10 protein-coding genes and 4 tRNA genes are annotated in these 11,894 nt (G+C 64.8%); 6 read left to right on the top strand and 8 right to left on the bottom strand.

All coding sequences use genetic code 11. The annotated features are described in order from the left end of the window. Positions 1-27 precede the first annotated feature (27 nt). From ACO6D5_RS26455 to rnr, 6 genes are all read right to left on the bottom strand, one after another. Positions 28-103, bottom strand: a tRNA-Val gene (locus ACO6D5_RS26455). A gap of 168 nt (positions 104-271) precedes the next feature. Continuing rightward, positions 272-544, bottom strand: a complete 273-nt coding sequence (locus ACO6D5_RS26450; protein ID WP_003812968.1) for an HU family DNA-binding protein — start codon at positions 542-544, stop codon at positions 272-274. 359 nt (positions 545-903) lie between these two features. Continuing rightward, on the bottom strand, positions 904-1,584 hold the full coding sequence (locus ACO6D5_RS26445) for a Fe2+-dependent dioxygenase (protein WP_485827026.1): 681 nt from the start codon (positions 1,582-1,584) through the stop codon (positions 904-906). Between the two features lie 58 nt (positions 1,585-1,642). Next, on the bottom strand, positions 1,643-2,887 hold the full coding sequence (locus ACO6D5_RS26440; protein ID WP_485827025.1) for a cystathionine gamma-synthase family protein: 1,245 nt from the start codon (positions 2,885-2,887) through the stop codon (positions 1,643-1,645). 50 nt (positions 2,888-2,937) lie between these two features. Beyond that, positions 2,938-3,675 carry a 23S rRNA (guanosine(2251)-2'-O)-methyltransferase RlmB gene (gene rlmB, locus ACO6D5_RS26435; RefSeq protein WP_315846695.1) on the bottom strand — a complete coding sequence of 246 codons (738 nt, stop codon included), beginning with the start codon at positions 3,673-3,675 and terminating at the stop codon, positions 2,938-2,940. 155 nt (positions 3,676-3,830) lie between these two features. After that, positions 3,831-6,296: a ribonuclease R gene (gene rnr / locus ACO6D5_RS26430; protein WP_035213170.1), complete on the bottom strand. Its 2,466-nt coding sequence runs from the start codon at positions 6,294-6,296 to the stop codon at positions 3,831-3,833. A 222-nt stretch (positions 6,297-6,518) separates the two neighbouring features. Between rnr and ACO6D5_RS26425 the strand changes: the two genes are divergently transcribed. Further along, positions 6,519-6,603, top strand: a tRNA-Leu gene (locus tag ACO6D5_RS26425). A gap of 87 nt (positions 6,604-6,690) precedes the next feature. After that, a tRNA-Leu gene (locus ACO6D5_RS26420) sits at positions 6,691-6,775 on the top strand. 218 nt (positions 6,776-6,993) lie between these two features. Here the strand turns inward: ACO6D5_RS26420 and ACO6D5_RS26415 are convergent. Further along, on the bottom strand, positions 6,994-7,605 hold the full coding sequence (locus ACO6D5_RS26415; RefSeq protein ID WP_485827024.1) for a tRNA-uridine aminocarboxypropyltransferase: 612 nt from the start codon (positions 7,603-7,605) through the stop codon (positions 6,994-6,996). A gap of 160 nt (positions 7,606-7,765) precedes the next feature. Between ACO6D5_RS26415 and ACO6D5_RS26410 the strand changes: the two genes are divergently transcribed. Further along, positions 7,766-7,850, top strand: a tRNA-Leu gene (locus ACO6D5_RS26410). Positions 7,851-7,959: 109 nt separating this feature from the next. On the opposite strand, the gene ACO6D5_RS26405 is transcribed toward ACO6D5_RS26410, so the two are convergent. After that, entirely contained in the window at positions 7,960-8,409 is a 450-nt protein-coding gene (locus tag ACO6D5_RS26405) for a GNAT family N-acetyltransferase (RefSeq protein WP_485827023.1), read from the bottom strand. A 112-nt stretch (positions 8,410-8,521) separates the two neighbouring features. Between ACO6D5_RS26405 and ACO6D5_RS26400 the strand changes: the two genes are divergently transcribed. The 3 genes from ACO6D5_RS26400 (at position 8,522) to ACO6D5_RS26390 (ending at position 11,849) form a co-directional block, all read left to right on the top strand. Next, a complete protein-coding gene (locus ACO6D5_RS26400; RefSeq protein ID WP_485827022.1) occupies positions 8,522-9,418 on the top strand; it encodes a DMT family transporter in 897 nt (298 codons plus the stop codon). A 38-nt stretch (positions 9,419-9,456) separates the two neighbouring features. After that, positions 9,457-10,401: an AEC family transporter gene (locus ACO6D5_RS26395; protein ID WP_485827021.1), complete on the top strand. Its 945-nt coding sequence runs from the start codon at positions 9,457-9,459 to the stop codon at positions 10,399-10,401. 224 nt (positions 10,402-10,625) lie between these two features. Further along, positions 10,626-11,849, top strand: a complete 1,224-nt coding sequence (locus tag ACO6D5_RS26390; RefSeq protein ID WP_485827020.1) for a YeeE/YedE family protein — start codon at positions 10,626-10,628, stop codon at positions 11,847-11,849. Positions 11,850-11,894 lie beyond the last annotated feature (45 nt).

Raw genomic sequence — 11,894 nt, 5'->3', positions numbered from 1 at the left:
GGGATCCGAACCGCCTGCGTGGGCTTTTGGTGGGTGCTACAGGGGTCGAACCTGTGACCTACGCCTTGTAAGGGCGCCGCTCTACCAACTGAGCTAAGCACCCGATCCTGACTGCTTATCGCTGCTTGCCACCAGCCATCAATGTGATGATTCGTGCCAGGCAACTGCCAACTCGGGGTACTCAAAAGCAATACGCGGGCCGGAGTATACCGGACCGCGTAGTTGTCGGCAAATCGCGTCGCGCCAATGCGCGGCGACCGCCATGCCGTCCTTAGTTGACGGCGTCCTTCAGGGCCTTGCCCGGACGGAACTTCGGCACCTTGGCCTTCTTGATCTTGATGGTTTCGCCGGTACGCGGATTACGGCCGGTGCGAGCTGCGCGAGCCGACACGGCAAACGTGCCAAAGCCAACCAGCGTGACCGTACCGCCCTTCTTCAGGGTGGTCTTGACGGCACCGATCAAGGCGTCGAGCGAACGACCGGCGGCAGCCTTGGAAATATCGGCCTTGCTGGCGATGTGATCGATGAGTTCGGTTTTGTTCATTCAGGTGTACCCCTCACAAGGTATTGAGTCTGGCGAGGCCGTGCGGTTCATGGCTGTCATGATGGGACGCCACAAACCAACGCATGGCCCGACAAACGACGAACAGACAGTGGATAAACTTTTTTCTTGCGCTGCAAAGCACAACTTTTAAACTGCTGCGCCGCTTAGGTTTTGATGGCTTTGAGGCCGTCAAACCGTCAGCGACGCAGACATGTATTAGGCCTTGGCGGGGCGCGGCTGTCAAGCGAAAACCTCACCACAACCCGCGCCAATACTAGCTTTTAGCTGATTTCGCAATATACAAAAACGCGCATTTCGGTGTTTGCGCGACACCGTCCGGATATCGTTTCAAGCCTGAATCAAACATCGACCCAACGACGCAGCAAATTGTGATAAATGCCCGTCAGCTGCACGATGGAAGGATGCCCCGCGGCATCCTGGTTCAGACGCTGTATGGCCACGTCCATGTCCAGCAGCAAGGCGCGCTGGCTGTCTTCGCGCACCAGGCTCTGCATCCAGAAGAACGAGCTCACGCGCGCCCCGCGCGTGACCGGGTTTACCTTGTGCAGGCTCGTGCCCGGGTACAGCACCATGTGCCCCGCCGGCAGCTTCACCGCCCGTGGCCCGTAGGTGTCGTCGATGACGAGCTCGCCGCCGTCGTAGGAGTCGGGCTCAGAGAAGAACAGCGTGGCGGACAGGTCGGTGCGCACGCGCTCGGCCGTGCCGGCGATGCCGCGCACCGCGTTGTCCACGTGATAGCCGAAGGCTTCGCCGCCTTCGTAACGGTTGAAGAGCGGCGGAAAGATCTTGCGCGGCAATGCGGCAGACATGAACAGATTGTTCGCCGCCAGCCGTTGCAGGATCAGGTTGCCAAGCTCTTGTGCAAGCGGGTGCTGTTCGGGCAACTGGCGGTTGCGCTTGACCTCGGCCGACTGGTAGCCCGCCGTGACCTTGCCGTCCACCCAATCGGCGGCGTCCAGCTTGCCCCGGATATCCTCCGCCTCTTGCGGCGTGAAAACTTCTGCGATCTGTATAAGCATGAGAACCGTCCCGATGGCAAAGCCGGCGCGACCTCGCGCCCGGCTTACGCTTGCCGCATTATCCCTTCAGGCAGCCAGTCAGCGCCTGATCGAAATCAAACAGCAAATCGGCCTCGTCCTCGATCCCCACCGATACGCGGATAAGGCTGTCGGCGATGCCCATCTGCTTGCGGCGCTCGGCGCCCATCTCGTAATAGATGGTGTGGGCGGCAGGCAGCGCCAGGCTGCGCGTGTCGCCCAGGTGCGTGGCCATCAGCACGATGCGCAGGCGGTTCAGGAAATCGAAGCAATCCACGCCGTCGGCCAGTTCGACACCCAGCAGCCCGCCAAAGCGCGCGCCGAACAGCGCCGTCGCCCGCGCATGCTGCGGATGGCCAGCCAGACCCGGATAGTGCACCTTGGCCACCCCAGGATGCTCTTGCAGGAAACGCGCCAGCGCCAGCGCATTGGCGCAGTGCTTGGCCATGCGCAGCGCCAGCGTCTCCGCGCCCACCGCGATCCGGTGCGCAGGCTCGGCGGCCAGTGTGCCGCCCATGTCGCGCAAGCCCTTCTTCTTGATCTGGGTCAGGCCCCAGCCGGTGGACGGGCCCTTGCGGTACGCGTCATAGATGTTGGAGTAATCAGACCAGTCGTACAGGCCGGTATCGGTCACCGAGCCGCCCAGCGCATTGCCATGGCCGCCGATGTACTTCGACAGCGAATTCATGACCAGCGACGCGCCCACCGTCGAGGGGCGGAACATCCACGGCGAGGTCAGTGTGTTGTCCACGACGTAGACCAGGTGCTTCTCGCGGCAGATCTCGCCAATGACGGCCAGGTCTGCGATCTGCGTGCCCGGGTTGGCGATCGTCTCGGTGAAGACCATGCGCGTGTTGGGCTGGATCGCGGCGCGCACCTGGGCCGAGTCCGTCGCATCCACGAAGGTGATCTCCACGCCCAACTCAAGCAGCGTGCCCAGCAGACTGTTGGTGTTGCCGAACACGAACTGGCTGGACACCAGGTGGTCGCCCCGGCGCAGCAGCGTCGTGAAGATGGCCGACAGCGCGGCCATCCCCGTGGCGAAGCTGACCGTGCCCTTGCCGCCTTCCATGTGGTTGATCTTGGCTTCCAGCGCCGTGGTGGTCGGCGTGCCCTGGCGCGCGTACGTGAAGCCCGCCTTGCCCTGGAACACCGCAGCCAGCTCACGGGCATCGTCATAGGCGAATTCCGACGACGGATGCATGGGCTTGTGCACCGCTCCGTGCTCGACGGATTGTTGGCGGTCGGAATGGAGGATCGTGGTGGTAAAGCCGTTCTGGTGCATGATGGGCGGACGCGTAAAGGAAGAGCTACGAATAAGTCGGGTCGATCAAATCAGGATTGGCGCTGGCGCACGGTCTCGTACAGGCAAACGGCGCTGGCCACGCTGACGTTCAGGCTTTCCACCGAACCCAGCATGGGGATGTTCACCAGCTGGTCGCAGGTTTCCCGCGTCAGGCGGCGCATGCCCTCGCCTTCCGCTCCCATGACCCACGCCATCGGCTGGCGCGCATCGATCTGGTGCATGCTGTCGGTCGCCTGGTCGTCGGTGCCGACCAGCCAGACGCCGCGGTCCTTCAGGCTGCGCATCGTGCGCGCCAGATTGGTGACCATCACGTACGGCACGGTGTCGGCGGCGCCGCAGGCCACGCGCTGCACCGTGGCGTTCAAGCCCACGGCCCGGTCGCGCGGCGCGATCACGGCGTGCACGCCGGCGGCATCCGCGGTGCGCAGGCAGGCGCCCAGGTTGTGGGGATCAGTCACACCGTCCAGGATCAGCAGCAGCGGGGGGCCCTCGATCACGTCGAGCACCTCGTCCACGTCCACCGCCAGTTGGCGCTCGTCGGCCAGGGCCACCACGCCTTGATGGCGGGTGCCGCGCGACAAGCCGTCCAGGCGCTCCATCGGCACCGGATGCAGGCGGCAGCCCGCCTTCTCGGCCTGCTCGATGAACGTCTGCATCCGCTTGTCGCGGCGCGACGCCTCTACATAGATTTCCTTGATCGACTCGGGCGCGTGGCGCAGCCGCGCGACAACCGCGTGAAACCCGGCCAGAACTTGGGTCGACGCCATAAATGCAATACCTTTAGATAAACGAATACCCGCCCCAAAGGGGGCGGGCCACCGGACGAGACCGGCCATCAGCGCAATGTTACCCCTTATGGCTGCGCCGTATGGCCGCCCCGTCCAAAGACGAGCTGGCCATAACCGGGCGCATCCAGGGCAGATCAGTGCCGTTTGTGCGTCGCCTTCTTGGCCGGCGCGGCGCGTTTGGCCGCCCTGGGCGGCTTGCCCGCTTTCTTGGCGTCGGCGCGCCGCTCTTTGGCGGTCTGTCCCTTCAAGGCGGCCGGCTTGGGCGCCGCCGCCTTCTTCACGCGGCGCATCGGCTCTTCCGGCCCGCGGGCCGCCGCCTTGCGCAGCGCGTCGAAACTCGTGCCCTGCACCAGACGGAATTCGATGCGGCGCGCTTCCAGGTCGACGCGCGCCACCTGCACCTGCACCTTGTCGGTCAGGCGATACCGCATGCCGGTGCGCTCGCCGCGCAATTCGTGCAAGGCGTCATTGAACTGGAAGTACTCGCCGCCCAGCTCGGAGACGTGCACCAGGCCTTCGACGTGCAGCGTATCCAGCGTGACGAAGATGCCGAAGCTGGCCACACCGGTGACGGTGCCGCTGAAGTCTTCGCCCACGCGCTCCTTGACGAACCAGCACTTGAGCCAGGCCTCGACGTCGCGCGATGCCTCATCGGCGCGGCGCTCGCTGGCCGACAGCACCAGGCCCATCTTTTCCCAGATGGCGTGCTCGTGTTCCTTTTGCGTGCGGCCGATGACGACCGCCTGGTCGTCCAGGCTGGGCACGTAGCGCTGCCCGGCCAGCAAGGCCTTGATCACCCGGTGCGTCAGCAGGTCGGGATAGCGGCGGATGGGCGACGTGAAGTGGCTGTAGCCGGGGTACGACAGGCCGAAGTGGCCCATGTTGTCCGGGCTGTAGACGGCCTGCTGCATGGAACGCAGGCACATGGTCTGCAGCAGCTGGTAATCGGGACGGCCGCGCACGGTATCCAGGAAATCGCCGTAATCCTTGGCCGTGGGCGTTTCGCCCCCGCCCATCGACAAGCCCATCGTGCGCAGGAATTCGCGCAGCGACTGCAGGCGTTCCGGCGTAGGGCCTTCGTGGATGCGATACAGGCCCGGATGCTTGCTGCGCGTCATGAAGTCGGCCGCGCACGTATTCGCAGCCAGCATGCATTCTTCGATCAGCTTGTGGGCGTCGTTGCGCACCGACGGGACGATCTGTTCGATGCGGCCCAGTTCGTTGCAGACGATCTTGGTCTCGACCGTGTCGAAATCGATGGCGCCGCGCTTCTTGCGCCCCTGCACCAGCAACTGGAACAGCTCGTACAGGTGCTGGACCTGCGGCATGACGGCACGCATCGCCGCGGCGGCCGGGCCGCCGGGCTGCTGCAATGCCGCCCAGATGTTCGTATACGTGGTGCGGGCATGCGAATGCATCACCGCGTTGTAGAACTGGTAGGCCGTGACAGTGCCGGCCTTGGCGCCGGTGGCGGGAATCACCATGTCGCAGACCAGCACGAGGCGGTCCACATCGGGATTCAGCGAACACAAGCCATTGGACAGCGTCTCGGGCAGCATCGGAATGACGCGGCGCGGGAAGTAGACGCTGGTGCCGCGTTCGATCGCGTCATCGTCCAAGGCGTCGCCCGGACGCACATAGTGGCTGACGTCGGCAATGGCCACCAGCAAGCGCCAGCCCGGGCGCTTGCGTTGGCCCGTGCCCAGCTCGACGGGTTCGCAATAGACGGCGTCGTCGAAGTCGCGCGCGTCTTCGCCGTCGATGGTGATCAACGGCACATCGCGCAGGTCCACGCGGTCTTTCAGGTCGCTCTTGCGCACCACGTCGGGCAGGCGCGCGGCCTGCTTGCGGGCGGCTTCCGAGAATTCGACGGGCACGTCGAACTTGCGTACCGCGATCTCGATTTCCATGCCGGGGTCATCGATTTCGCCCAGCACCTCGGCCACGCGACCCAGCGGCTGCGTATGGCGCGTGGGCTGCTCCATGATCTCGACCGCGACCACCTGCCCGTGCTGGGCGCCGTTGGTATCGCTGGGCGGAATCAGGATGTCGTGCTTGATGCGCTGGTCTTCGGGCACGACGATGGACAGGCCGTGCTCATGCAGGAAACGGCCCACCAGCTTGTTGGTGCGGCGTTCGATGACTTCGACGATGGTGCCTTCCGGCTTGCCGCGGTATTCGCCCGACGGCTTGACCAGCACGCGGTCGCCATGCAGCACCTTGAGCATTTCGCGCGGCGACAGGAACAGGTCCGGGCCACCGTCATCACGCAGCAGAAAGCCGAAGCCGTCGCGGTGGCCCAGCACCTTGCCGGCGACGAAGTCCAACTTGGTCGCCAGCAGCAACACGCCCTTGCGGTTGGGCATCAGTTGCCCGTCGCGTTCCATGGCGCCAAGCCGGCGCTCGAACCCGACCATCGTCGCGGCACGCTCTACGCCCATGCGTTCGGCCAATTCCACCGGAGACAACGGCGAACCCGCGGCACGCAGCGCGGTCAGAATGGCTTCACGGGACGGGACATCGGGATCGAAGTCCGGCGGCGCTTCGGGCAAGGGTGTTGATCTGTTGTTTTTCGATTCGTTATTCGATCGTTTTGCCAAAGCTGAAATTTCCGTATATAATGCGCAGCTTCTGTGGTTCGCCCAAGGCTGAACACTGAAGCAGAAATGGTCAGAGGGGTCGAAAGACCCATTGTAAAACCAACTGCGCTCGGGACGCATGTTTTAGTTAAGTAAGTACGCTGGAAACAACGTACAGGCCTTAATAAAAACAAAGCAACTAGAGCGGCAGCGTATCACATAGTTCTGACAGTATCTTTCAGTGCCCAGGTGGCGGAATTGGTAGACGCGCACGGTTCAGGTCCGTGTGCCGCAAGGTGTGGAGGTTCGAGTCCTCTCCTGGGCACCACGGAATTTAAATCGAATCAGCTTTCGGGCTGGCTTGATAAGAAGCAGTAAAAATAGCAAGACGTGAAGTACGCAAGTATTTCCCAGTGCCCAGGTGGCGGAATTGGTAGACGCGCACGGTTCAGGTCCGTGTGCCGCAAGGTGTGGAGGTTCGAGTCCTCTCCTGGGCACCACCCGCATATAAGTCGAATCAGCATCAGGCTGGTTTTGATAGCAAGGCTGAAAGCCCCGAAAATCGGAAGATATTCGGGGCTTTTGCTTTGGCCGCACTTATTACTCCCGCCCCTCTTAATTACTCCCGCCCCTCTTTACCCCCTCCCTCAGCCCATTACCTCCCGCGCGCATCCGGGCGCCCCGCCATGATTCGGCTCGACGCGCCCCGACGCCGGCATCAGCGCCACGGCACCTTGCGCTGCAGATGATGGCGCGCATAAAGGTCTTCGCCCATGCCCTCGATCTGACCGTCGATCAAGGCCTCGAAAGGCCGCAGCAACGCGTCGGCATTCATCGGCGCCTCCAGCGCATTCAAGGCATGCGTCACGGCTTCGATCGTGGACAAGGCGCCCGGAATATCGGCATGGCGCACCCGGTAGCGCGTCGTCAACCCCGCCGGCAACATCACGCGCGGCAGCGCCGCGAGTTCGGGATTGATGTGCAGCAGCTTGCGCGCGTGCCCCCAGGTTCCGTCCGGCACGATCAATTGGATCGGCTCGTCCAGATCCTGCCCATACCCCGGATGCAAGATGTCGGCCGCCGGACCGGGAAACAGCAGACGGGGCGCGTACCCGGGCTCCGCCCAATCGGCAGGCGAAAAATATTCACCCACGACGCGCCGCGCGCCCGCCAGCCCCAGGACGGCCAGCCTGGCCGTGTTCAGCGCATGGCGCGCCTCGCTGGGATGCTGCAAGACCACGACGCGCGTGCGGCATGACAAGGAAGGAATAAGCGCGCACAGGCAGTGCGATTCGGGACGCAGGCAACGCGTGCAAAGGGTACGGGACATGGGGCGACACTATATCGAAAGCGGGCCGCTCGAAAAAATGCAAAAAAGATGAAAAATAGTCGCCATTACTTGCACACCTCAAAAAAAGTATGCATAATCTCGTTCCTCTGCTGCTGAACAAGAAACGAAGCGAAAGCGACGCAACAAGTGAAGCACCAGCGCCCAGGTGGCGGAATTGGTAGACGCGCACGGTTCAGGTCCGTGTGCCGCAAGGTGTGGAGGTTCGAGTCCTCTCCTGGGCACCAATTATTACATCACGAGGTACCTGTCGTGATGCGCCAAGAAAAACCCCGTTCGTGAAAACGACCGGGGTTTTTTCTTTTCGGCCCCGGCTGCGCCGAAGGCCGTGCGGCGCTACTTCAGCACGCGCGTCATCACCACGTGCGGGATCCCGGCTTCGACGAATTCCTCGCCTTCCACGGTAAAGCCGTGCGCCTCGTAGAACCCGGCGGCATGGGTCTGCGCGTGCAGCACCAGCATGCGATGGCCGTCGCCATGGCCTTGCCCGATCAGCGCATCCAGCAGTTGGCCGCCTACCCCCATGCCGCGCGCCTTCTTATGCACGGCCATCCGGCCGATATGGCCGTCGGGCAGCAATCGGCCCGTGCCCATCGGCGTGCCGTCAGGCCCGTAGGCCACGGCATGCACCGACACGGCGTCATCGTCATCCAGCTCGACCTCAGGGGGCACCCTTTGTTCGACGACGAACACCTCGTAGCGAACCGAATACGCATCTTCGCGCAGCCGGTCCCACGTACCCAACGCGATACGCACCGTTGATTGCTTGTTGGTCGACATCTCCATTCCCTCGCGTGCAGCTTGTCAATAATAAATATCCTACGCCGCATTCTCGCAGGGATGACATCCGGGCGAAAAGGGGTACGATCGCGGCTTGCCCACGTTGCCTAGGCACGACATGACGCCCTCCGCCCCCCCGGCTTGGCTGAAAGCCGCACCCGCGCTTTTCCTGGTGTTGTGGTCCAGTGGCTTCGTCGTGCTCAAAATCGGGCTGGCCTACGCCGACCCGATGACGTTCCTGGCCCTGCGGTACGTCTGCGTCGTGCTCATCCTGCTTCCTTTCATGCTGGTCCTGCGCCCGCCGCTGCCGCCGGACGCCAGCGCCTGGGGCCATCTGGCAATGGTCGGGCTGCTATTGCAGGCCGGCTACTTCTGTTGCACCTATCTCTCGCTGAAGCTCGGCATGTCGGCGGGCGGCATGGCGCTGATCGCCTCGCTGCAGCCGATCCTGATCGGGCTGCTGGCGCCGCTGATCGCGCACGAACGCGTGGATGCCCGACGCTGGGCCGGCCTGGGGCTGGGGGTCGCGGGCGCCGCGCTCGTCATCGTTGCCAAAGCGTCCATCGACGTGCTGGCGCCGCTGGGCCTCCTGTTCGCCGTGGGCGCGCTGCTTTGCATCACGGGCGGCACCCTCTATGAAAAGCGCTATGGCGCGCAAACACACCCCGTCACGTCCAACCTGGTGCAATACGCCGTCGGGCTGGCCGTATCGGCGCCGCTGGCCTTCTGGCTGGAACCGATGCGCATCGAATGGACCGGTCCGCTGCTGGCAGCGCTGGCCTATCTGGTCGTGGGCAATTCGCTGGTTGCCATCACCTTGCTGCTGACGATGATCCGGCACGGCGAGGCCTCGCGCGTGTCGGCGCTGTTCTTCCTCGTGCCGCCCTGCACGGCGGTCTTCGCCCTGATGGCACTGGGCGAGCCCATTCCGATGCTGGCCTGGCCCGGCATGGCGCTGGCGGCCGTCGGCATCCTGCTGGTCACCCGCAGCGCGCGGGCGCCGCAAGTAGAATAGGCGCCTTCCCGCGCCCCTGGCCCGCCACACCGTCGACCATGAATGCCGTCGTTACCGCCGCCCTGCCCGTCTTTGCGCTGATCCTGACTGGCTGGCTGGCCGCCCGGCTCAAGCTGCTAGGGCCCGGCGCCACCGACGCGCTGAACCGCTATGTGGTCTACCTGTCCTTGCCTGCCCTGCTGTTTCGCGCGATGACGCAGGTGGATCTTGCGCACATGGCGCACTGGGGCTTTGTCGGCGCGTTCGCGGGCGGCATCGCCATTACTTTCCTGGTGTCGTTCCTGCCGGGGCGCGGCGGCCGGCGCGCGTTGACCGACCGCAGCATCGAAGGCCTGGCCGCGTCCTACGCCAACGCCGGCTACATGGGCATCCCCCTGTGCCTGGCGCTGTTCGGCGCCGAAAGCCTGGCGCCCGCCGCCTTCACCACGCTTCTGACCGCCAGCGTCCTGTTCGGCTTCGCCATCGCGATGATCGAATTCGACCGCCAGCAAACGCCTGACGTGGCCGCCACCTTGCTCAAAGTCGGACGCGCGCTGATGCGCAACCCACTGCTGGCCGCGCCGGTGCTGGGCCTGGCCTGGGCATCGACCGGTGTGGCGCTGCCGGAAGGCGTGGACCGCTACGTGTCGCTGCTGGGCGCATCGGCCAGCCCGTGCGCGCTGGTCACGATCGGCTTGTTCCTGGCGCAGACGGAGACCGCAACGGCGGGTCCCGGCGTGCTGCGCCTGGTGACGGGCAAGCTGCTGCTGCAGCCCGCCGTCACGGCGGTGCTGGCCTTCTACGTTTTTTCCATGCCCCCGCTCTGGGCCTGGACGGCCGTGCTGATGAGCGCGCTGCCCATCGGCACCGGCCCCTTCATGCTGGCCAAGATGTATGGCCGAGATGCTCGCGTGACGTCGCGCGCCATCCTCGTCTCGACCGTGGCGTCAGTGCTGACCGTCAGCCTGCTGGTCGCCTGGATCAACGCGCACCCTGTCTCCTGACGGTTCCGCATGCGGCTTGCCTCCGCCGATGCATCCTGCCCCGGGCCTGGCGGCTGCCAAGGCCAGGCCACAGGCGGCATCGCTGCATATAACCAACAGTTATTAATGAAGCATGAATCAATAGTTTGAAGGCGTTAAGGCCCGGCCTTACACTTCAGCTATTCCGACGGGCGCCCTTCACGCGCCCGTTTGCATTGACGATTCAGATCCCACCGGGACGCCCCATGAGCTCCAACGCCTCTACCCTGCCTTTGCCCTCGGCCTTGCCGCCCATCCAGATCAACCGCGCGCCGCTCTGGATCGCGCTGCTGCTGGTGCTGGCCGGCGCGCTGTATCTGAACCAGACCGTCAGTTGGCGCCAAGGCGCGCTGTGGGTGGTCGGCGCGCTGCTGGGCGTCACGCTCTATCACGCCTCATTCGGCTTCACCCAAGCCTGGCGCGTCTTCGTCTCCGACCGCCGCGGCGCGGGCCTGCGCGCGCAGATGTTCATGCTGGGCGTGGGCGTACTGCTGTTCTTCCCCTTCCTGGCGTCGGGCTCGCTCTTCGGCCAGCCCGTCACCGGGCTGGTGTCGCCGCCGGGCGTGTCGGTCGTGCTGGGCGCGTTCCTGTTCGGCATCGGCATGCAACTGGGCGGCGGCTGCGCGTCGGGCACGCTGTTCGCAGTCGGTGGCGGCAACACCCGCATGCTGGTCACCTTGTTGTTCTTCATCGTGGGCTCGGTGATCGCCACCGCCAATTTCGGCTGGTGGTCCACCCTGCCGGCGCTGGCGCCCACCTCGCTCATCAAGACCTGGGGCCTGGCGCCTGCGCTCATCGCCAACCTGGCAGTGTTCGCGCTGATCGCCTGGGGCGCCACCGCGCTCGAGAAGCGCCGCCACGGCCATGTGATCTCATTCGCCTCCCGCACCGCGCGGCCGGTCTCGCTGTTGCAAGGCCCGTGGCCGCTGATCTGGGGCGGCGTGGCGCTGGTGGCGTTGAACTTCGCGACGCTGGCGCTGGCCGGCCGGCCGTGGGGCATCACCTCGGCGTTCGCGCTGTGGGGCGCCAAGGCCTGGAACGCCGTTGCGGGAGACGTGGCGACCTGGACCTACTGGAGCAAGCAGCCCGCGTTGGCCGCGCCCCTGCGCCAGGACGTCACGACCGTCATGGACATCGGCCTGATGCTGGGCGCGCTTGCCGCCGCCAGCGCCGCCGGCAAGTTCGCCCCCGTCTGGAAGGTGCCGGCCCGTTCGCTGGCTGGCGCCGTCATCGGCGGCCTGTTGCTGGGCTACGGCGCCCGCCTGGCCTTCGGCTGCAACATCGGCGCGTACTTCAGCGGCATCCTGTCGGGCAGCCTGCACGCCTGGCTGTGGCTGCCGGCCGCGTTCGCCGGCAGCGCGCTGGGCGTGCGCCTGCGCCCCGCCTTCGGACTGGCGGTGGAAAAGACCCCGCCGCCCTCCAGTTGCTGATATCCCCCTGTCGGAAAACAGTGTTCCAGAACAGCCCCCTATTTC

It is taken from the genome of Achromobacter sp. (assembly GCF_057314935.1).
This window is presented reverse-complemented; position numbering and strand designations above follow the sequence as displayed.